The organism is Clostridium uliginosum, assembly GCF_900112485.1.
GTDB classification, from domain to species: Bacteria; Bacillota; Clostridia; order Clostridiales; family Clostridiaceae; genus Clostridium; species Clostridium uliginosum.
The window spans coordinates 1-23,074 of sequence record NZ_FOMG01000023.1 but is presented as its reverse complement, the minus strand read 5'-3'; the positions used below and the strand labels follow the sequence as shown (position 1 = coordinate 23,074).

Sequence of the window (23,074 nt, the reverse complement as noted above, 5' to 3'; positions counted from 1 at the left end):
TTAACAGGAGGTAATCTAAACTTGATATTTTCTACTCTTAATATAAATAATGATGAACCCATTTATATGCAAATAGAAAGACATATAATTGATGGAATTAAAAAAGGTGAATTAAAAAAAGATAGTAAACTTCCTTCTACTAGAGAAGTCAGCAAATTTCTAAACATAAGTAGAAATTCTGTTATTTCTGCTTATGAAGAGTTAGAAAGTAAAGGAATAATCATTACAAAAAGAGGTATAGGCACTTTCATTTTACTAGAAGGTGAAACTGAAAGTTATGAATATAATATAGATTTTTCTTCAAGAATTAATGAATATGGAAATACTCTTAAAAACCTTGATATTATAAAAAGTGAACTTACATATAAAAAAGGAATGATATCTTTTAAATCCATTTCACCTGAAAGTCATCTTTTTAATCTTGATGATTTCAAAAGATCTCTTTTAGATGCATGGACTTATGAAGAAGCTAATCTACTTAATTATGGGTATGCTAAAGGATACAAACCCTTAATAGATTATTTTTTTAACTACATGAAGGAAAAAAGCGTAAACACAAAGAATAAAGATATTTTAATAACAAATGGTTTTACTGAGGCTTTTGACATAGTTATAGGCTCTTTAACAAAACCAGGTGATGTTATTTTATGTGAAGAGCCAACTCATAATACAGCATTAAAGATTATGAAAGCTTATGGCTTAAAAGTTGTGCAAGTAAAGATGGATAAAGAAGGCCTTAACTTAAATGAACTTGAAAAATCTTTAGATAAATATAACCCTAAGTTTGGATATTTAATACCTTCCTATAATAATCCAACAGGCATAGTCACTAAAACTAAAAGAAGAAAAGAAATTTATAAACTTTTTGGAAAATATTCTGTACCTATAATAGAAGATGGCTTTACTGAGGAATTACTCTACTCCAGCTCCCCTATTGAACCAATAGCATCTTTATCTGGTGAGGGCAATGGAGTAATATATATTGGAAGTCTTTCTAAAATACTATTTCCAGGTCTTAGAATTGGATGGATATTTGGAGATGAAAAGCTTATAGATGTTTTAGAAAGTGTTAAAAGAGGAAAAAATATTCATTCATCATTTTTAGATCAAAGTGCATTTTATTATTATTTGAAAAGCGGTGCCTTTAGTAGATATATAAAAAATGTAAGAAAATATTATAGAGATAAATACAACCTTGTTATGGATATGGTTAATATACATATTGCTTATGAATATGTAACGGGTGAAGGTGGCCTCCACATTTTTGTGAAACTTAAAGATAATATAAATTCCAGAAAACTTTTAGACCTTTGCTATAAAGATGGCGTTATATTTATGCCTGGAGATATTTTCTATGAAGATGACAAAGGTATAGATACATTTAGAATAGGATTTGGAAAAGTAACTGATGAAGAAATTAAAAAAGGTATTAAAATCATTGGAGACAATTTAAAACTATTAAGCAAATGACACTAAACATACTGCTACGAACCACTACTCCTAGATTTTACAGACTTAGTGGTTCTTTTATTCTTGTATTCATTTTATTACAATATATATGTTGTAACAAATACCCTAAATTAAAATACATGTAATAGTAAATATTAATATTATTGCAATATATATTTTGATTTAAATAAAAATTGTGAGGAAAAATAATGGAAAAAATAATGAGACCCGTATGGGCTGAAATAGATTTAGATGCAATAGCTTATAATATGAAAAATATAAAAAACTTAACTAAAGATAAAGAAGTAATCGCAGTTGTTAAAGCTGATTGCTATGGTCATGGAGCATTAGATGTGGTTCCAACATTGCTTGAAAACGGTGCTTCAAGACTTGCTGTAGCAGTTTTAACTGAAGGAATTGAACTTAGAAGAAATTCTATTAATGCTCCTATAATGATACTTGGTTATACTCCAATATCTTTAGCTGAAGAAGTAATAGAATATGATATAGAACAAACTGTTTATGACGCAGAATATGCAAAAGAATTATCTGACATAGCCGTAAGTCTTAATAAAAAAGCTAAAATCCACATCGCAATAGATAGTGGAATGGGCAGAATAGGATTTCTCCCAAATGAAAGTTCATTGCATAATATATCACAAATATGTAACTTAAAAGGTCTAGATATAATTGGAATATTTACTCATTTTTCAACTTCAGATGAAAAAGATAAAGAGTATACACATGAACAATTTAATAAGTTTACAAGTTTTGTTGGTGCACTTTCAGATATTGGAATTGAAATTCCAATAAAACATGCTTCAAACAGTGGTGCAATTATGGATATGCCAGAAACCTATTTAGATGCAGTAAGAGCCGGAATTATATTATATGGATATTATCCTTCTAATGAGGTTAACAAAAAAGTTCTTTCACTAAAGCCAGCTTTAACATTAAAGGCAAGCATATCACATGTTAAAGAAATTGATAAGGATATGTATATAAGCTATGGTAGAACTTTTAAAACAGAGAGAAAAAGTGTTATAGCAACTATTCCAATAGGATATGCAGATGGCTATTCTAGATTATTAACTGACGGAGCAAAAGTAATTGTAAATGGAAAATTGGCAAAAGTAGTTGGAAAAATATGTATGGATCAATGTATGATTGATGTAACAGACATTGGAAGTGTTAATGTTGGAGACGAGGTTATAATACTTGGACAAGAAGGAAATTTAAAATTAGATGCAGATGATCTTGCAGAAATTATGGGAACAATTAATTATGAAATACTTTGTATGCTTAAATATAGAATACCTAGGGTATATATTAAAAATGAAAAAGTTATAGCTGTAAGAAATTATCTTTAATAAGGAATATTTTTTAAAATAACAAGTCAGTATGATAGTGTATTTGACTTGTTATTTTCTTTCTTATGCCTAAAAACACCTAACTTAATGGAACAAAGTTGCTAGTGCTACTCCCCTTGAGGATAATTTTTCTGAATTTTTTTACAAGTTCATACAGCAATACTTTTAAAGCTAGATTTAATCAGCTATTCATACTAAAAAAGAGGCTGTCTCATAATACAAATCATTTAATGATATGATGTATATTCGAAAAAAAAAAAATAGAAATAACATTTGTGGAAGAAGCATTGAAAAATAAGCTTAGAGTTTCTTCATTTGAAGTTGTTCCATAAATGATTGTCCTAATGCATATTAGGAGCAATCTTTTATGGGTACAACTTTAAATGTTAGAAACTATTAGCGAAATTTTTCTAGTCTTCTTTAATAAGGCACAATCAAAAAAATAACAAGTCCATCTGGCAGCATATTTTCCATCATCCTGCGTCGGCAAAATGCCATAATATACCCGCTATGATAGCACTTTACCTCCTTGCCTGATGAAAAATATTCATGACAGTTTTGGACTTGTTATTTATTTTCATGTGCCTAAATGTTATTTCTATTTCTTTGTTATTACTTCACTTTATAATTTTGAGACAGCCCCTATATTTTATTACAATTTATAAGCCAGCTATTGTATCAAGAGCAACTTCCATCATTGCTTTAAATGTTGTTTGTCTATCTTCTGCACTTACAACTTCATGTGTTACAAAGTGATCACTTACTGTAAGCAATGTTAATGCATTAACTCCATATTTAGCTGCAATAGTATATAACGCTGCTGTTTCCATTTCTGTTCCTAAGCAACCAAACTTAGCCCATTTCTTCCAATCTTCATTATCATCTCCATAAAATGTATCTGAGCTATAAACACTTCCAACCTTAGGATCAAATCCTTTTTTTACAGCTATATCATAAGCAGGCTTTAATAATTCAAAGCTTGCTGTTGGAGCAAATGTTCTTCCTTCAAATCTTACTAAGTTAATATTTGAGTCTGTTGAAGTTGACATTGCAATGATAATATCTCTTATCTTAACTTTTTCAGTATAACTACCACAAGTTCCAACTCTTATAAGATTTTTAACTCCATAACTTTCAATTAATTCATTAACATATATTGATATTGATGGAATACCCATTCCTGTTCCTTGAACTGAAACTCTCTTACCTTTATATGTTCCTGTAAATCCATACATTCCTCTAACTTCATTATAACAAACTACATCTTCTAAAAATGTTTCTGCTATAAATTTAGCCCTTAAAGGATCTCCCGGTAATAATACATTCTCTGCAATAGCACCTTCTGGTGCATTAATATGAATACTCATCTTTTGTACCTCCATTTAATTTTATATAAGTTTTTCTAATACTGATTCACCAATTGTATTGCTTGGCATTTTTAATTCAAAATTATCTGCTATTGTTGCACCAATACTAGCAAAACTATTAGCTGTTTCCATTAAGCCATTTTTATTCATAGATGGTGAATAAGCCAAAAATGGAACAAATTCACGTGTATGATCACTACCATGATAAGTTGGATCATTTCCATGGTCAGCAGTTATTATTAGTAAATCATCTTCTTTTAATTTTCCTAGTAATTTTCCTAAGTTAACATCGAATTTTTCTAACTCCTCTGCATAACCAACTGGATTTCTTCTATGACCCCATAGTGCATCAAAATCAACTAGGTTAACAAAACATAAACCATTAAAGTTTTTATCCATTATTTCTAATGTTTGTTCCATTCCATGAACAGAGCTTTTTGATTTATTTGATTCTGTAATACCTTCTCCATCAAATATATCGCATATCTTACCAACAGATATTACATCAAAATCATTATCCTTTAATGTATTAAGTACAGTTGCTCCATATGGCTTTAAAGCATAATCATGTCTATTACTTGTACGTTTAAACTCACCTTTTTTATTTCCTAAATATGGTCTTGCAATTACTCTTCCTACTTTCCATTCATCCTTAAGAGTAAGTTCTCTTGCAATTTCACAGCAACGATAAAGTTCATCTAATCCAAATGTTTCTTCATGACCACAAATTTGTAAAACAGAATCAGCAGAAGTATATACAATCATATCTCCTGTTTTCATTTGATGTTCACCAAGTTCATCTAATATTTCAGTACCACTAGCACTCTTATTTCCTACAATTTTATGACCAGTTCTTTTTGTTAGTTCGTCTAATAATTCATTAGGGAAACCTGTATCTGTAAATGTTTGAAATGGAGTTTCAATTTTCAGTCCCATCATCTCCCAGTGACCAGTCATTGTATCTTTTCCAACACTTGCTTCTTTCATTTTCATATAATGTCCTAAAGGTTTTTCTACAGAATCTACATGTTTCATAGAATGTAAATTAGCTAAACCTAATTTTTGTAGATTAGGAATATTAAAACTTTCTACAGATTCAGATATATGTCCAAGTGTATCTACACCAACATCTCCATATTCTTTTGAATCTTTCATCTCCCCAATTCCAAGTGAATCTATTACAATTGTAAAAATCCTATTATATTTTCTCATAATCTCATCCTTTCTAAATTAACAAAGTATTTTTAAGGCACATTACGCAAAATAGACTATCATACTGACCTTGTTATTTTTTTGGATGTGCCTAAAGATAATTTCACTATATTTAAACTAAGAACTCTGTTTATTTTTTGCAATATCATACAATTAATTCTGTTATTTTAAATATTTATTAATTAAAGTATTTTTTATATTAGGTTCTGTTTTAATATCAACACGGTTTTTAAACAGAGCCTTATATTAACGTAATAAGTCCTATAATCATTGCACTTAAAACACTAACTGAAAATCCTCCAATCATTGCTTTAAACGCTAATCTAGCAAGTGTATTTCTTTTTTCTGGACATAATGCTGAAATTCCTGAAATACAAACTCCCATACTAGAAATATTAGCAAATCCACAAAGTGAAATAGTAAGTATTAATCCAGTTCTATAATTTAATTCACCTAATATGTTTCCTAATTGTTGGAATGCAACAAATTCATTTAACACTAATTTGCTCCCTAATAATTGACCTGCAGTAAATATATCTGAACCATTTAATCCCATAAAAAATCCAATTGGTGCAAATATATAAGAAAATATTTGTTGTAAACTAACTCCAAATATTCCAAGAATACCATTAACCAAAGCTACTAAAGATATAATTGCAATTAATGAAGTACCTATTGCTACAGCTGTTTGAAATCCATTCATAGCTCCTTCTGAAATGGCAGAAATAAGATTTTCATTATCTCCTTTATTATCCATACTTACATTTTCAATACTTTGAGTTTTTTCTTTTTCAGGCAATAATAATTTTGATATTGCTATACTTCCCATTGGTACCATTGCACTTGCTATTAGTAAATATTCCATAGGAATTCCTAAGCCTGTATATCCCCCTATTATAGTAGCTGACATACTTCCCATTCCTGATACTAACACAACTATAATTTCACTATCAGTCATTCTATTTAAATATTTACTAATTAATATTGGACTCTCAGTTTGTCCTAAAAACATATTAGCAACAGCAACAAAACTTTCAACCTGAGTTGTCCCTAATACTTTACCAACAGCTTTTCCTATAATCTTAACTATGAATCCTAATATTCCCAAGTAATATAAAGCTGCAACTAAAGCAGAAATAAAAATTATATTTCCTAATACTTGTATAGCAAATATCATACCTGTTGGTGATGATGCATTTCCAATACTACCAAATAGAAATCCAATTCCTTCTTTACCATAATCAAGAACTTTAGTAACTACATCAGAAATTTTTCCAATTATAACTCTTCCTAATGGAAATTTTACTAATAAAAATGCAATAACAAACTGTATTGCAATTGCTTTTAATACAGTTTTATAAGGAACACTTTTTCTATCTGAAGATAAAAAATATATTGCTGCTAATAATAAAAGTATACCTATTAAATTTATAATTATGTTCATTTCTATTCCCCTATCTTTTGTACTACATATTCAATCTATTTACATTGAATTTTATACTTTAGGCACATTTTAAAAAAATAACAAGTCAGTATGCTAGTCTATTTTGTGTCATACTGCGTCGGTAATATTAGCCCATAGCTTGCTATTAACTAATATTACCTCCTTGTCTGGCACAAAGTGAAACTTTTCATCTGGAGTTTTACACTCCAGATGGATTTAGTTGAACTCATCTTAAGACAAAATATACGTCGCATCTTTGACTTTTTATTTTCTTTCATGTGCCTTAGTAAAATTATTTATTATTCTATTTGTCTGCTTTTATTAAATTTCTAAGTCCTTCTATCGCAACCTTTATTGCTGCTTCTGTATCATGAACTTGTTTATTTTCTAATCCTGCCTTTTCACGTTCTTGATTGGCAACTACTAAAAATACTGAACCAACACGTACTTTTAAGTAACTTGCAACTATAAATAAAGCAGCAGATTCCATTTCAGATGCAAGACATCCACATCTTAACCATGCATTCCATTTATCCATTAATTCATAACTAACAGGTTTTGTTTCTGGAGAATGTTGGCCATAAAATGAATCTTTACATTGTACAACTCCTACATGATAATTTTCATTTAAGTCTTTAGATGATTGTACTAATGAATTTATAACGTCAAGATTAGCAACCGCTGGAAATTCAATAGGAGCATATTCTTTACTAGTACCTTCCATTCTAATTGCACCAGTTGCTATAACCATATCTCCGCCTTTAACATCAATATCCATTCCACCACATGTACCTACTCTAATAAAAGTATCAGCGCCGCACTTTACTAATTCTTCTAATGCTATTGAAGCTGATGGTCCACCAATTCCTGTTGATGTAACACTTACCTTAACACCATCTAAAAATCCTGTATAAGTAACATACTCTCTATTATCAGCAATTAGCTTAGGATCATCAAAATATTGAGCAATTTTTTCACATCTTTTAGGATCTCCTGGCAGAATAACATATTTTCCAACATCTCCTGCTCCAACATTGATATGATATTGTTTACCTGAACCTTGTGAATAATTCATATTAATACCTCCATTTTAATTAGGCATATGAAAGAAAATAACAAGTCCAAAATGTCATGATTATTTTTCATTAGGCAAGGAAGTAGATTGGTCTCATAGTGGTGATATTAGAGCAATCTGCTGACACAGCCTAATAAAAAATAGGCTTGACAGATGGACTTATTATTTAATTGATTATGCCTTATGTTTATGTTTAATTTAATACTTTAATATTAATTATAAGTAGAATACGGTTACAGCAAGCTACTAAAAACATATATAGATCTTTTAACTTGTCTATCATATTGTATTATTGTCTATTTTTAAATGATAGCATGTCTATTATTTTCATGTCAAGCGATTTCATTAAAATCTATATTAAACATGTTGAAATTCTAATATATTTACTTTACTTATTCTAAACTCATTGTTTATCTGATATCTTTCCTCCGTTAACTCCTATCTTCTAAAAGTATAAATTAAGATCTAGTATAGCCATAAATAAGTTCTTCCAATGTTGAAATTTATAATATATTCATTATAATAAAATTTCCACCTGAACATAAGAATTACTTGATAACTTAGTTTAAATCAAGCAATACTCTTAAATTAGTAATATACTAATACATTATTTTATCACTTTTAATTAAAATTATATTATTTAATTAGCCATATTTTATAAATGAGGTTATAATAAAATAGTAATATTTATGTTTACGTTTTAATTGTCTACTTGTCTAAAACATGTCTATATATTTTATTATAATCATATAAAAGAAAATTATGCTTTTTATCAATTGTTTTTTCTACTAGGATTTAGTCATTTAAGAAAATAATTGTTAATATAACTTAATAGATGAATTTCTTTAGAAAGGTGCTATTTTTTATGAATGAAATTAATTTAATTGAAAAACCAAAAGAACTAAGATATGTTAGTGTATATAATAAGCTTTTTAAAATGATAAATGAAGGAACCTTTCCTGAAGGAAGCAGATTACCATCAGAACCTGAATTATCAAAATTGATTGGGGTTAGCAGAACAACATTAAGGCAGGCATTAGCTTTACTGCAAGATGATGGTTTAGTAAAAAATATTCAAGGTAAGGGTAACTTCATAGTTAAATCTAAACCTGATAAAGCATTTGGATTAGAAAAAATAGGTCATCCTGTTTATAAGTGTATAGATGAAGCAATCGATGAAGTTGAAATAGAATTTCGTATAGAACCTCCAACAGAATACTTTAATAAAATTTTAATACAAAAAACTGCTGCTGTTGTTTTGGTTGATAGATGGTACAAATCTAAAGGTAGAACTATAGCTTATACCTTTACTTTGATACCAATTGAAACTATTTCAACTCTTAATATTGATTTAAATGATAAAACTCAACTTTTACAAATACTTGAAAAAGATATCTATGAAGAAGCAAATAATGTATTAATTGAAATAAAATATTCAACTTCAGGAAATTTTGCTGCTAAAAAGTATACAATTTCATCTGAAGGGAAATTTAATTTACTACAAGAAACTATATACAAAAATAATGAATTTCCAATAGTATCTAACAAACACTATTTACCTATAAAATCTAGCTCAATTAAATTTCATCCTACAAAATAACTATATTATGTAGTGATAATTAACGAAATCGTTATTATCGGCAATAATAACGATTTCATTTCATTAAAATATTTAGAGCTGTTTTAAAACTATGTTGATATTGTTATATGTTGTTCAGTGGGCTAAGAAATTGATATAGGAAACTCGACTCATATTCATTCGCTGAGTAAGTTTGAGGTACCAAATATAAAATTTGGACTCTCACTTAATAACGTCTAAAAATCTAATTTCAATGTCCACTTTACAAAAATATAACAGTATCCACTATTTATTGGTATGTTTCTTTTTTAGCTGTTTAATACTTTATAAGAATCATTTATCTCTACTAATATTATTTTGTAACTTAACAGCATCTTTTTCATATATTTCGCTAATAAATCCTAAGCTTTCAAAAACTTTTATTGATGGAATATTACTATTTCTTATATATGCAACAATTTTTTCAACATCTTTTAACTCATCGTATATAAAATCTTGTATGTATTTTACTAATTCTTTGCCAAAACCTTTATTTCTAAACTCTCTATCTATAGAGTAGTTTATTATGGCTTCTCTATTAATTATTTCAAAATTAATTTGTCCTATATAATTATTTTCTTTTTCTAATATAAACATATAAACATTTTTATTATTAATTCTTTTTTGAAACCATTCATCAAATTCTTCTAAGGATTTTCCCTTCATATATCTTGAATTTTTTATTACCTCTTCATCATTAATCCATTTAAATAAAATATCAGAATCTTTACTTTCTACTCTTCTCATAATCTTAATTCCTCCTAAATTTTTCTTTCCATTGTTACACTCTTAGGTATCTCTAAATAAATAACTTATTTACTAATTATTTGAAATTGCCTTTTTATTATAACATTTTAAGAGTAGTTATTCTTTAAATTTGTGACCTTAGTTAAATAGCAGACAAATTCCACCCACTTCTATGATTAGTTAATAGCAGTTTTTTCTTGAGTTACATTCACTTCTTTGCTGTATCAACTACATGTTTCTAATTCTTTCTTATATCAAAAATTATTCAATTAACTTTTTTCTTAATAACTACATTTTTTGTAATAAAAAAACAAGAACCTCAACCTGCTAAAAGATTAAAGTTCTTGAGTAAAGAATTTGTAAATAAATTTTTAATGTTAGTTTACTAAGGAGTGCCTCACAACATTAATACATTGCTCCTGATTCACTTAATTCATATTCATTAATTCCTGTACTATATGCCATACATCCATTCGAGTACATATAATACCAATTTCCACCTATATGTTGCCACCCTACAGCCATTTCCCCTGTATCTTTTAGGTAATACCATTTACCATCTAAATGTTGCCATCCGATTAACATTTCTCCTGATTCACTTAAGCAATACCAGTTATTACCTGAGTTAATCCATCCGGTTTGCATTATTCCTAAATCATTCATATAGTACCATCTATTGTCCATGCAAGCCCATCTAGTTACTATCAATTCATTAAAAAGAATTTGCCAATCACCATTTGATAATTGATTCCACTTACTATTAGATGAATTATATTTACTGTATGTTTGTCCTTTTATTCCAGAAGTTCCAGTATCCTGAGTATTATCAAAAGATCCTTCATTCCCCAAATTATCTATATTATCTAAATTGCTAGAATTATTTAAATCATTGAGATCTGAATCTACATCATTTGAATTCTCATCAAAATTAGAATTTGAAACCCCTCCAGCAATTGGAGTTTCACTTAAAACATAATCTGAACAATGTGTGATTGTAAATGTAACTATGCCTTTCTTAATGTTTACGTTTGAAGAAATTAGCTCCAATAAATTTGTATTTGGATTATAATAATATAAATATCTATTACTTCCATCATGTTCAGAACCCACATCAACTTGAACTTTTGCTTTTCCTGGAAGAATCCCATTATAATTAAAGTATAAGTTAATAACACTTGTTCCATTTGTGAGCTTAGTAATTTCCGACTCATTTGGAGAATTAGTATCTATTTTTGCATCAAATTTTGCCTTCATCTTAGATACATTCTTCATATCACTACTTTCAAAAGTCCATTTACAATTACTACCCTCCAATAATAAGCTCTTATAAGAATATTCCTTAATTAGCTCAAACATCTCTTTATCAACCTTAGAATTATATGATGTATTCATGTACATTTCCTCATCAGTTAACTTATCTGAATCATTATTATCATCTTTATCATTTCCAAAATCATTGTCAAAATCGCCAGAAGAAGATCCTGAGCCTGAGCCAGAAATTTTTTCATCAATAGCTCCTGTCCTATCACTTATTTTAGTTTCCGTAATGCTTCCTGATAAGTCTACTTGAACCTTTATATAACAATCTTCATCACTACTTTTAAGTTTATAATCACATTCATTTGCTCCAGATATTTCTTTATACTCTCCATCCTTTTTACTGCATCTTAACCATTGATAAGATATATTGGGTTTAACTGAAGGTGTTTTACTACTATAATTTATCTTCGCTGTTAAGGTCTTCCCAACTCTTTGTATACCAGATATTGAAACTGATTTTATTGCATTTGTTGATGTGCCAGAATTACCAGTATTATTCCCATCTCCTGGTTTATCGCCCCCTTTAAATGGAACATAATGAATAGTTATCTTAATAGCCGAATCATCACTTGTACCTGAATATTTCAAATAAATAGTACTATCACGTGCAACTTCCTCATAATTAGGTTCACCAGTTCTATTGGCTCTAATAAAATAGTTAATTTTATCAGTACCTTGAGAAAGATCTATAAAATTACTACCTGTTGTACTGTATGATAACTTATTATTATTTAGTTTTGTCTTAATAGTAATACCAAACCACTTATTCATAGTTTTATTTGAATTAGACCTTTCACATACCTTTAATTCCTCAGTAGCATTAATATTTACCCCATACTCATATCCACTACCCTTAACTTCTCCCAATTTAAGTCTTTTATAATTTTCACCCTTGTCCACTGCAAAAGAATTTATTTCAGGAGCTCCTATCAAACTATTATCCTCAATATCTTCACCTGGATTTTCACTTGGATCTTGATTATCATCATCTATATCATTACCTGTATTTTGATTATTTTTCTCATTTTGATTTATATTGTTTCCCTTATCTGTATCTTTATTATTGTCTTTATCTTTATCTTTGTTTTCATTATTCTGCTTATCTGAGTTTTCATTTCCACCATTGTTTAAATTATTATTTGTATCCATATTATTATGATTTTCAACTTTGCCTAAATTCAACTTTACTGAATCATCTGAATCTGTACTCTGCTTTAGACATACACCTATTCCCTCATCTTTGGTACAATCTGTACCAATCTTATCATCTGCATAAACCTTGCTATCCACATTGTTTATTGCACTACCAAATCCACTAAATTGAATAAGAAAAATAGTTGCAAAAATAACCCCAATAGTTTTTGCATGCATCTTCCATTTCAAATTTTTCCTCACTAAAATCTCCCCTTTATTTGTATAAACGTTTTCAAAGTAAATATACACCTGTATTATATATTATAATACCAATTTATGGTGCAAAATATTTTTTTATGTCTAATGTTTTTCAAATATATTCATATTAATAATTAAAAATACCTCAGTGGAAATTATACAAAATATTGCATAACTTCCACTGAGGTAAATTGTTGAAAAGTTAATGAATTATCTTAATTAAAGGCTCTGTTTTAATATAGTGTTATATTTATTCTATTTACCAAATTTGTAATCTATCTTGTACTTTAATATACATTTTATCATTTTCTTTGATTCCATATGTTTCATAGAACTTATCAAACTGTGATAAAACTATATTAGCTCTTACTTTATTAGGAGAATGTTCATCACTTTTAAGGATAATGTCTGCATATTCTTTTGTGTCAATTCGACGCCATAAAGTAGCATTACTTTCAAAAAAGTCTTTATAATTAGCATTTGGCATTTTGTTTAATATATCCAATGCACACGCTATTCCTCCGATATCAGCTATATTTTCTCCTACTGTAAGATCTCCATTTACGTTTTTACCATTGTCTGCTTTCACGCTATTATAAAAGTTTCTAACTTTATTAGTTTTCTCTTCAAACTTTTTATAATCTTCTGTGCTCCACCAACTATTTAAATTTCCATCAGCATCAAATTTAGCTCCAGTATTATCAAAAGCATGGCTAATTTCATGACCTATAATAGATCCAATTGCACCTAAATTAACTTCTTTGCTAGCATTTGGCTTATAGAATTCTCCTTGTAAAATTCCTGCTGGAACTGTGATTGTATTTGAAGTTGGATTATAAAAAGCATTTATTGTTTGTGGTAAACAAGCAAATTGTGATTTATCTACAGGCTCATTTAATTGTTTTAATTGTTTTTCCTCTACAAATTTGCTTAAGTTCATCATATTTTCCCAAAGTGAACCGCCTTCTTCATAAGATCTTATCTCTAATTTTGAATAGTCAGCCCATTTTTCTGGATATCCAATTTGAACACTAAGTTTATTTAATTTTTCAATCGCACTTTTTTTAGTTTCTTCACTCATCCAATCTAAATTTTTTATTCTATTTTCATAAGTTTTAATGATTTCATCTGTCATATTTTCAACATTTTCTTTAGTTTTCTTTGAAAAATATTTTTCAACATATATCTTACCAAATGGTACTCCTAAAGCTGCGTTAACACCACTGATAGCTTTTTCGTCTTTAGGTATTTCTCCTTTTGAACCAAAATATGCATTAGAAAATTCTATTTGTGCTTTTTGAAAATCCTCTCCCAAACATCCTGCTACTCCATCTAAATTTTTAATTTCAATATAATCTCTAATAAGTGGTAAATTCTCTTCAGTATAAATATCATTTAATGCTTTTAACCACTTTGGTTCTGTTAAAATTATTTTATTAGCTTTATCCATCTTTAAATCTTTCATAAGAGTTTTTAGTTTTAAATTTGGTGCTAAAGCATCAAGTTTATTTAAAGTATATACATTATATTCATCATCTATAGCATTTGGATTTTTTGAATTTTCTTCTTTTCCAGTTATTGATGAAGCTATCATATATTCAAGTTTAAATAAATTATCAACCTTTGTCTTTGCTTGCTCTGGAGTATATTCTGCTAAAGTTAAAAGCTTATTATAATAATTTTCTATTAAACCCTTAATCCTTGCAGTATTCTCTGTTGGTTTTACATATTCATCTGAATCTCCTAAGCTAAGAGAAGTAGGTTCAACACATGCTACATGTCTAGTTGCATCTTTTAAATCAACACCACAGCCAATGTTTATTATTGGATTCCCTATATTATATTGGTTAAGATCCCTAACATCATCTAAAGTTTTTATATTATCTATTTTACTTAACATTTCCTTAATAGGTTCTATTCCTTGCTTATTCCTAGCTTCTGTATTTAAAATATTCTTATATAAATTAATAATCTTTTTCTCATCACTATCTTTTGCATAGCTCTTTTCATTTGCCAATAAGTCTTTCATTATCTCTTTTTTTTGCTCTGTTAATGCCTTATTTGCTTCTTGAATTGCTGAATTAGATACATTACCAGCATCAATCTTGGCACTATTTAGCCATACTTTATTAGTTACACTATAAAAATCATCTTGTAACCTCAAATCATCTGATACTATTTTATTACCTGTGTCTATTACCTCAGCTGCTTTAACATATGTTGCTTGTGACATAAATAATGAACATACTAAAGCACATGCTATAATACTAGTTTTTTTAAATTTCCTCATTTAAAAGTCATCCCCATTTCTTGATAAAAATTTTTAATGTCTTACTCAAACTTAAAACTAGATAAGTCCTTTCAATTAAATTTATATATCTATGATTAAAGAACTTTCTTATTTTCAAATCATCTAATCATATCTACAATCATTCCTCTTCCAAATTTGTTCATAGCCCCTAGGGGAATTAATGGTACATTTGCATCTCCCTGGATAATATCTAATTGTACATTACTTTTTATTGATTTTAAAGTAAATATGTAAAATATTATAATACTAATTGGTTATATAACAGAAAAACAAATAATAAACTTAAAATATAAAAATTACGCTTTGTTTTAAAACCATGTTGATATTGTTATATATTGTAAAGTGGGCTAGGAAATTGATACAGGAAACTCGACTCATATTCATTCGCTGAGTAAGTTCGAGCAACAAAATATAAAATGCTCACAGAGAAAGTTCATGTTTCCAAATATAAAATTTGGACATTCACTTTTTGACTCTCACTTAAGAACGTCTAAATGAGTATAGTCCCCTTTTAGCTAATATGATTTATTAAAGCACTAACTCGTCCTTTGAAAGGTAGCCATTCTTTATAGCTTTCAGCAGTATTAGGTATAAGTTTCATTCTGTTAAAGCCTTCACGAGTTGATTTATATTCAGATATTAATTGATCGTTATTTTCATAAACATGAATTTCTGCAATTAACCCTACTGCTTTTAGTGCTAGAATATGTGTTTTTATAGTTTTAGCACAACTTTGTTTTTCATTCCCATATTCTAAATTAATTAGATTTATTATTTCACATGTATCTATTATTTTAAGTTGAATACTTCTTTCGCAAATTATTTGAAGTATTCTAAATTTCATTGGTAATTTCATTTTCATATTATTACTCCTCATATTCCCTTAATTTTAGCATTTCTTTTGGGTTTCCTGAAACCAAAATTGCTCCAAACACAATTATTAAACATCCAATTATCAAATTTGGAGAAGCATGTACACCTTTTATTAACCATTCTAATATTATAACCCAGATAGGATAAGTAATATTAAGAGCCATAGCTCTGCCCACTCCGGTCATACTTAAGCCACGGTACCAAGTTATATAAGATATACTACATACTATACCTGCTGATATTAAAATTAACATATTAGAGGGTGTAAATGAATTAGCTAATATTTTAAATCCTTTTATAAATGGAATAACAAAAAGTATATACATGAAGAAAGAAGATGTTTGCCTAACTGAAATAGCTATTTCAGGATCTACAATATCCATAACATAAGCCCCAAAAACGCCTTCTAAACCCCATCCTAGTGCAGCCATAAAAGCACATATTATTCCTAAATTAAAATTAGGATATAATGTAGTAGTTGGTGCTACATATCCTGTCGCTATACTTCCTACAACACAACACAAAATTCCTATTAAAGTTCTTTTATTTAATTTTTCTTTAAGAAATATTACAGCTAAAATCGTTCCTATAGCAGGATAACTAGAAGTTATAACTGATGTATATGAAGCTCCTGCCATATTAATTCCAAGTAAAAATCCTGACATTGCCAGTGGTCCACTACATACTGCACAAATAATAATAAGTACACCCATTTTACTAAATAGGCATCTACCAAATTCTTTTATTTTACCAGTATGTAAATTGTAAAGTAAAATAAAAAGAGATGAAAATCCTGTATGTATACAGGCTGCTATAAGAGATGCTTGTATAACAGTATTAGTATCGTTAAATGGATACTTTGTTAATAAATAACCAAGAAGTACAGCATCCATTCCCCAGGTTATACCTGAAATCAAGCAATTACATATACCATTTTTAGCATAATATAAATCTCTTTTTAATGTTAAACTAGCTATGTTTTTCAAAATTAATCGTTCCTTTCATATGTAGAAGGCAATTTGTTTGAATATGCCTTAGCTTGTATTACTTTGAAATCTTAAAAGACTTTCACTTATTTTTATTAGTGAAAGTCTTGATTAAATAACTTTATCATTTTTCATCAATATTTTTTATTATTTTACAAGGATTTCCAGCAGCGACAACATTGGCTGGAATATTCTTCGTAACCACGCTACCAGAACCTATTACGCTATTATCTCCAATACTTATACCTGGATTTATTATTGATCCCCCACCGATCCATACATTATTTCCTATCGTTACAGATTTTGTATAATCAGCATTTTTAGGTCTTAATTTAGGATCAATTAGATGAGTTGCAGTAAATATACTTACATTAGGACCTATTAATACGTCATCTCCAATTTTTACTAGTCCATCATCTAAAACTAAAAAATTAAAGTTTGCATAGAAGCTTTCTCCAGCTTCAATATTAGTACCATAATCACAATAAAAAGGAGGTTCTAATTCAAAGTTTCCTCCTATTTTACCAAATAATTTTTTAATAATTTTTATTCTTTCTTCTGTTTCCTCAGGGTCTGTATTATTATATAATTTTGTAAGATGTCTAGCCTTATTTCTTAAAAGTATTAAACTTTCATCATATGCATTATATATTTCACCATTTAACATCTTCTGTTTTTCACTCATTTGTTATACACTCCTTATTCAATACGTTTCTTTCGGATATAAGTATAGCATAGTGATATACTCAATATGGTTAAACAGTTCATAAAGCTTCATAGAGAAAGTAAAGTGTTTAGAAATGGAACCATGTCCTATATCTTTAAAGCACATAGAACATTTTGGTAATAATAAGTGTATTTCATAAGAATTTGGCGAGATAATTATGGTAAAATAAATAATTTTTTCATATACTTCTCATATTTATAAATTGCTTTATTAATTGGGCTATGTTTTAAAATAGTGTTGATATTTTAATATAAAGTCAATTCCACTGTCCACGAACTTTATATTACAATATCAACATTTACTTAAAACATAGCCATTAATTTAAACTTCAAATATTTGTGCTTTAACTAAAAAAAGTATCAACTTTTTATCTAGTAAAAAGCAGATACTTTTTATTTTCTTTCATGTGCCTAAATCTATTATAGATACAACTTGGTTTCAATTCTTCTATCATATTCTGACCATGTACCAGATTCTGTTTTATCCTTTAATTGAGAAATTTTATTCATAGTAGCATCTATAGAATCAGCATAATTAAGTATAAATGCTTCCTCCATTTTCATCGTTCTTGGAGAACCATATTCAAGCTTTCCATGATGTTGAACGATACAACCCTTCATTCTCATAACAAAATCCTCTGAATATAATGTAGGATTTTCTCTAATAGCCTTATCTAACATCTCTACTCCAATAACAATATGACCTTCCATTTCTCCTCTAAGTGTATATTTAAAAGGACCATCATAATACAATTCATAAATTTTCCCAATATCGTGAAGTTTTGCAGCTAATACTGCAGTTTCTGTTCTTCTGCAATCATACCTTTCACAAAGCATTGAGGTTAAATGCATAACATTTAAAGTGTGCTCTGCAAGTCCTCCTATATAGTTATGATGCATAGATACTCCACCTATACCTCTTTTAAATTTATCTAAGAATTCTTCATTTTTAAAGAAATAATCATTTAAAGCTTTGCCTTCTCTTGAAATTATATATTGATCTGTATATAATTCAATTTCATCCATAATCTCTTCAATGGGTCTATTTACTGTTGGAAGATAATCTTGAAGGTTATAGTCTGAAAGAAACTCATATTTTTTTACATCTAAGTTATTATCTTTAATTCCTTCTAACTCTATTACTCTTCCTTCTGTAATATCTCCTTTTTTATTTGGTATATTAGCTTTTATTTCTCCACTTTTATCTGCTAATATACATACAATCTTATTCGGATCTTTAAATATTATTTTCATTACCATTAATGATATTTTTATATTCTTTCCACTTTCTATATCACGTAAAAATGTCTCTTTTGTATTCATATATTCCTCCAAATTAAATTTATTTTATAAATTGTAGTATGTGTAAAAAAATTATTTATATATGTTCTATTAAATATACTATATGATAAATTAACTGTAAAATCTTAATTAGAACTTATATATCTAAAAATTTATTATTTACAAGGTGCTGTTTTAAAACATCATTTTTAATGTATTTTAAAGTTGCCTCTTCGCCTTCATTAGCAAGCTTATTAAGTAATATTTCTAAAGTTTTTCTTGTGTCATTATGTAAAATATAATGATCCTTTCCCGCTTTATAATATTCTAATGCACTTCTATCAGTATAATTTTCCTTTTGATAATTTATTGAAGCAGACATTCTATCTATAAACATTTCTACTACATATTGAATTGGCATATTCATTCCAACAAGTCCCTCTTTAGGATTTATTCCATAGTCAATCCAATATTCAAGATGATGTTTATTTCTTCCTTTATGGTGAAGCCATGCCTTAGAATATCCTTCAATACTCTTTTGTATACCATTAGGACTAACATCTCCTTTATAATATTTTATTCCTGCTGAAAATTCTATCCATGAATATTTAGAAAGATCATGAAGCAAGCCTTGCTTATACAATCCGACCCTAAAGCAATATTTCATAACTAATAATTTATGATTTGTAATTGTTTTGAAATGATTTATTATATTCATGTTTTTCCCTCTATCCCCAAACTATCTACTTCTATCTTAGATATGTGTAACTAATCTTTTTATAATAATACCATTTTTTATTATAAAAAGACAAGAATTTCAATATACTCATAAGATTGAACCATAATAAACAAAGCTATAATATTCTTCTCCATTTTCTAAGCAGACATTAATTTTAAAGTCATTTATGTCATTAAGGCCTCTGAAAGATATTTAATCTAAACTTTTTTATTGCCATTTTCCTAGTGCATTAAGCATAAATCTTTTTACATTTATATCATAAACCTTCTCTAAGTCGTCTTCTAAAAAAACCTCTTTAGGTGTTCCTTGCCCTATGATTTCTCCTTGATTTAACATTACAACTTTTTCACTAAATAAATTAACCAAATTTAAATCATGTAATACAGCTATTACAATTTTATTATTTTCTTTGGTCCAAAGACTTAAATATTCTAAAATTTCAACTTGACACTTTAAGTCTAGATGATTTGTTGGTTCATCTAATAAAATAACCTCTGGATTTTGAGCAAAGGCTCTTGCTAGGAATACTCTTTGAAGCTGTCCACCAGATAATTCACTTATAAGCTTATCCTTTAACTCAATAATACCAACACTTTTTATAGCTTCAATTATAATAGCATTATCTTCTTTGCTTAAAGACGATAATGCCCCCTTTAAATAAGCATACCTCCCTAAAGATACTGTTTCATAAACAGTATATGGAAAGTATATATTACTAGTTTGTGTCATTAATGCAATATTTTTAGCTAACTCTTTTCTATTTAATTTTTCTATATCTTTAGAGTCTAATACTATATCTCCTCTATATTCAATAAGCTTACCTATTGACTTTAAAAGTGTACTTTTCCCACATCCATTAGGACCGACTATGCAAAGAATTTCTCCTCTTTTAGCTTCTAATGTAATATTTCTTACAACATCCACTCCATCATATCCACAACTAATGTTCTTAAGCTCTAACATAAAATCACCTACTTAGATTTTTTAAAATATATGTACGCAAAGACTGGAGCTCCTATTAGTGCTGTTATAGCTCCAACTGGCAGTTCTGATGGAACTACTATAGTTCTTGCCACTAAATCCGTAAGCACCATAAAACATCCTCCAGAAATTATGCACATTGGAATTACATAACTATGCTTTGATCCAAATATTCTTCTTACAACATGGGGAACAATTAAATCCACAAACCCAATAGTTCCACTTAAAGCTACAGCACTTCCTGTTAATATTGCTGAAAAAATAAGTAATTTTTTCTTTATTCTACTTGTATCTACACCTACTGATTTTGCTTCATCTTCTCCAAAAGATAATATATCCATTTCCTTACAATAAAGTACAACTCCTATAACTCCTATTATAAAAAATGGTATACCAACTTTCACATATGACCATCCTTTCATAGAAAAAGAGCCCATTTGCCAAAGTGTTATACTTTTTATATCCTCACTGTATAATGCTGTTATAGTTGTAAGTATAGCATTAAAAAATAATGAAAACACCATACCCGATAAGATAATTGTTGTATTTGACATACCCTTATCAACCTTAGATGAAAACTTAACAATAACAAATACAGTTATAACACCACATAAAAAACCTACTAGTGGCATTGTTAGTTTTCCTATAAATGGTATTGAAAATCCTGATACTATAAGTAATCCAACTCCAAGAGAGGCTCCTGAAGACACTCCTAAAGTATAAGGAGAGGCCAGTGGATTTTTAAGTACTGATTGAACTACAGCTCCACTTACTGATAATGCTCCGCCTACTATAAAAGCTAATAAAACTCTTGGTAATCTTAAACTCCAAATTATTGATATATCATTAATATTAATCCCTTGAATTAATGGAATTCCAAAAATTTTATATCCAAGTATATATAAAATATCTACTATGCTAATATTGTAACTTCCAATCGAAGTTCCAATACATAAAACTAAAAATACTAAAGGAATTGATAGTATTATTAATTTTTTATTCTTATTCATATTTTTCTGGATAAATGGCCTTAGCCATTTCCTTAAGCGCTTTTATTATCTTTTGAGATGGTCTAGATGATGAGTTCTTATCAACAACAAATATATTATTTTCCTTAACAGCAGTAACATTGCTCCATCCATCACGAGTTTTAATATCTTGAGCAATATTTTCTGCTGCTTCATTAGTAAGTATTACGTCTGGATTAGCTTTTACTATAACTTCACTACTTGGAGATATCCATCCAGTTTCATTTGCTAATATATTCTCTGCTCCAGTAAGTTCTATCATTTCATTTAAAAATGTACTATTACCAAAGCTAAATAAAGAGGGTGTTGATCCTATTTCAAAATAAACATTCTTTTTATCAGTTATTTTGTCACCAATTTCTTTAATAGAATTTATTTCTTTTTTCATATCATCTACTATTTCTATACCTTTTTTCTCCACACCTGTAACTTTAGCTATAAAATTAATATCTGCATAAATACCTTCTATGCTAGAACTACTTGGTATATATACAACTTCTATTCCCGCTTCCTTTACAGCAGCAAATGGATCTTCATTTCCACTCTTATTATGACCTGAAGCTATTATTATATCTGGCTTTAAACCTACAATAGTTTCAGCATCTGGATTTCTAAAATCTATTTTAGGTAACTCTTCACTTACACCCTCAACGTCTGCTGAGTACTTGTCTATGGCTATCAATTTATCCGAAAGTCCTAATGCAACTAATGCTTCTGTATTAGATGGTGCTGTAGATATTATAGTGTTTACTTTTTTAGGTAAATTAAATTCATTACCTTCTCTATCTGTCATTACTGCAGTTTTTGCACCACAACCAACTAACATAGTCATAGTTAATATGGCTATAAAAACTACTGATAAAAATTTGTTTCTTAATTTCATAATATCCTCCTAAGTTTATTTAATGAAAAATAAAAAAATCGTCAAGGCGACTGTGGAGCAATGTCATTTAGTTAACAAAATGACATTGATATTGTTCAAAAAAAGTAAGGTATAAAAATATACCTTGCTTTTTTTTCAATTAACACTTGACAAATATATAGAAAAATGCGGCGTAGCCCCTTAAATATATAAAAATTTAAGGAGGCATCACTAATGATTAATTACTCAAAAATTGTAAAATACAAGCTAACATATATTATTAAAGAAATGGG

Annotated in this window: 18 protein-coding genes; 3 read left to right on the top strand and 15 right to left on the bottom strand. The window is 28.4% G+C overall.

Features of this window, described 5'->3' with window-relative positions:
* Positions 1-21: 21 nt before the first annotated feature.
* Positions 22-1,470: an aminotransferase-like domain-containing protein gene (locus tag BM027_RS13440; RefSeq protein WP_090092841.1), complete on the top strand. Its 1,449-nt coding sequence runs from the start codon at positions 22-24 to the stop codon at positions 1,468-1,470.
* 188 nt (positions 1,471-1,658) lie between these two features.
* Positions 1,659-2,819: an alanine racemase gene (alr, locus tag BM027_RS13435; protein ID WP_090092839.1), complete on the top strand. Its 1,161-nt coding sequence runs from the start codon at positions 1,659-1,661 to the stop codon at positions 2,817-2,819.
* 659 nt (positions 2,820-3,478) lie between these two features.
* On the opposite strand, the gene deoD is transcribed toward alr, so the two are convergent.
* The 4 genes from deoD to udp form a co-directional block, all read right to left on the bottom strand.
* Positions 3,479-4,186 (bottom strand): purine-nucleoside phosphorylase, encoded by a 708-nt coding sequence (deoD, locus tag BM027_RS13430; protein ID WP_090092836.1) that lies wholly within the window; start codon positions 4,184-4,186, stop codon positions 3,479-3,481.
* Positions 4,187-4,207: 21 nt separating this feature from the next.
* A complete protein-coding gene (gene deoB / locus BM027_RS13425; RefSeq protein ID WP_090092833.1) occupies positions 4,208-5,398 on the bottom strand; it encodes a phosphopentomutase in 1,191 nt (396 codons plus the stop codon).
* A 241-nt stretch (positions 5,399-5,639) separates the two neighbouring features.
* Positions 5,640-6,842, bottom strand: coding sequence for a NupC/NupG family nucleoside CNT transporter (locus BM027_RS13420; RefSeq protein ID WP_090092830.1), 1,203 nt, complete (start codon positions 6,840-6,842; stop codon positions 5,640-5,642).
* A gap of 304 nt (positions 6,843-7,146) precedes the next feature.
* Positions 7,147-7,917, bottom strand: a complete 771-nt coding sequence (udp, locus tag BM027_RS13415) for a uridine phosphorylase (protein WP_090092829.1) — start codon at positions 7,915-7,917, stop codon at positions 7,147-7,149.
* Between the two features lie 865 nt (positions 7,918-8,782).
* Here udp and BM027_RS13410 point away from each other — a divergent pair.
* On the top strand, positions 8,783-9,517 hold the full coding sequence (locus tag BM027_RS13410) for a GntR family transcriptional regulator (RefSeq protein WP_090092826.1): 735 nt from the start codon (positions 8,783-8,785) through the stop codon (positions 9,515-9,517).
* A gap of 312 nt (positions 9,518-9,829) precedes the next feature.
* Here BM027_RS13410 and BM027_RS13405 read toward each other — a convergent pair whose 3' ends face one another.
* The 11 genes from BM027_RS13405 to BM027_RS13355 form a co-directional block, all read right to left on the bottom strand.
* Positions 9,830-10,282 carry a GNAT family N-acetyltransferase gene (locus BM027_RS13405; RefSeq protein WP_090092824.1) on the bottom strand — a complete coding sequence of 151 codons (453 nt, stop codon included), beginning with the start codon at positions 10,280-10,282 and terminating at the stop codon, positions 9,830-9,832.
* 405 nt (positions 10,283-10,687) lie between these two features.
* A complete protein-coding gene (locus BM027_RS13400; RefSeq protein ID WP_090092821.1) occupies positions 10,688-12,997 on the bottom strand; it encodes an N-acetylmuramoyl-L-alanine amidase family protein in 2,310 nt (769 codons plus the stop codon).
* 256 nt (positions 12,998-13,253) lie between these two features.
* Positions 13,254-15,284, bottom strand: coding sequence for a M13 family metallopeptidase (locus BM027_RS13395; RefSeq protein WP_090092818.1), 2,031 nt, complete (start codon positions 15,282-15,284; stop codon positions 13,254-13,256).
* A gap of 532 nt (positions 15,285-15,816) precedes the next feature.
* On the bottom strand, positions 15,817-16,167 hold the full coding sequence (locus tag BM027_RS13390; protein WP_090092815.1) for a hypothetical protein: 351 nt from the start codon (positions 16,165-16,167) through the stop codon (positions 15,817-15,819).
* A 4-nt stretch (positions 16,168-16,171) separates the two neighbouring features.
* On the bottom strand, positions 16,172-17,164 hold the full coding sequence (locus tag BM027_RS13385; RefSeq protein ID WP_090092813.1) for a DMT family transporter: 993 nt from the start codon (positions 17,162-17,164) through the stop codon (positions 16,172-16,174).
* 124 nt (positions 17,165-17,288) lie between these two features.
* Positions 17,289-17,849 carry a sugar O-acetyltransferase gene (locus tag BM027_RS13380; protein ID WP_090092810.1) on the bottom strand — a complete coding sequence of 187 codons (561 nt, stop codon included), beginning with the start codon at positions 17,847-17,849 and terminating at the stop codon, positions 17,289-17,291.
* A 461-nt stretch (positions 17,850-18,310) separates the two neighbouring features.
* Positions 18,311-19,213 carry a 3'-5' exoribonuclease YhaM family protein gene (locus BM027_RS13375; RefSeq protein WP_090092808.1) on the bottom strand — a complete coding sequence of 301 codons (903 nt, stop codon included), beginning with the start codon at positions 19,211-19,213 and terminating at the stop codon, positions 18,311-18,313.
* Between the two features lie 115 nt (positions 19,214-19,328).
* Positions 19,329-19,889 (bottom strand): DUF5662 family protein, encoded by a 561-nt coding sequence (locus tag BM027_RS13370; protein ID WP_090092805.1) that lies wholly within the window; start codon positions 19,887-19,889, stop codon positions 19,329-19,331.
* Between the two features lie 228 nt (positions 19,890-20,117).
* Complete coding sequence (locus BM027_RS13365; RefSeq protein ID WP_090092802.1) at positions 20,118-20,873, bottom strand: ABC transporter ATP-binding protein; 756 nt, start codon at positions 20,871-20,873, stop codon at positions 20,118-20,120.
* An 8-nt stretch (positions 20,874-20,881) separates the two neighbouring features.
* Entirely contained in the window at positions 20,882-21,901 is a 1,020-nt protein-coding gene (locus BM027_RS13360; protein ID WP_090092799.1) for a FecCD family ABC transporter permease, read from the bottom strand.
* Positions 21,894-22,802, bottom strand: a complete 909-nt coding sequence (locus BM027_RS13355) for an ABC transporter substrate-binding protein (protein WP_090092796.1) — start codon at positions 22,800-22,802, stop codon at positions 21,894-21,896. The genes BM027_RS13360 and BM027_RS13355 overlap by 8 nt, the downstream gene beginning before the upstream one ends.
* Between the last annotated feature and the right edge of the window lie 272 nt (positions 22,803-23,074).